At 59.7% G+C, this 424-nt stretch carries 1 protein-coding gene and 1 pseudogene; both read left to right on the top strand.

The features are described 5' to 3' along the window. Nucleotides 1-207, top strand: a 207-nt coding sequence (locus D0817_RS26605; RefSeq protein ID WP_202866518.1) for a hypothetical protein, incomplete at its 5' end; no start/stop codon positions are given. Next, nucleotides 171-424: pseudogene (locus tag D0817_RS26610) on the top strand (hypothetical protein); the annotation flags it as partial. The gene D0817_RS26605 and the pseudogene D0817_RS26610, both read left to right, overlap by 37 nt.

Below are 424 nucleotides of genomic sequence, written 5' to 3' on the forward strand. Positions count from 1 at the left end.
CTCATTCGCGCCGACCCCGTTGCGCTTGACCGCGCGCTGGCCCGTTGGAATGCCGACCATGGGGAGCGGGACCAAAGTCTCGCGATCGACGGCAAGACCATGCGCAACGCGACCGACGAACAAGGACGGCAAACCCACATCATGGGCGTGGTGGGGCATGACAGCTCCCAATGCCACACCCAAAAAAAGTCTGCTCCCTGCCCGTAGAAGGCAAGGAGGAGGTCAAGCAGACCAATGAGATCGGCATGTTCGCCTTGGTGCTCGATGAAATCGAGATCGCCGGCAAGGACATCACTGCCGACGCACTGCTAACCCAGCGCAAACTGGCCATGTACGTCGTAGCACGACAGGCCCACTACCACTTCACCGTCAAGGGCAATCAGCCCACCTTGCAAGCGGACATTGCACTGCTGTTTGAACAACG

It is taken from the genome of Flavobacterium cupreum (assembly GCF_003996965.1).
Taxonomy (GTDB): domain Bacteria; phylum Bacteroidota; class Bacteroidia; order Flavobacteriales; family Flavobacteriaceae; genus Flavobacterium; species Flavobacterium cupreum.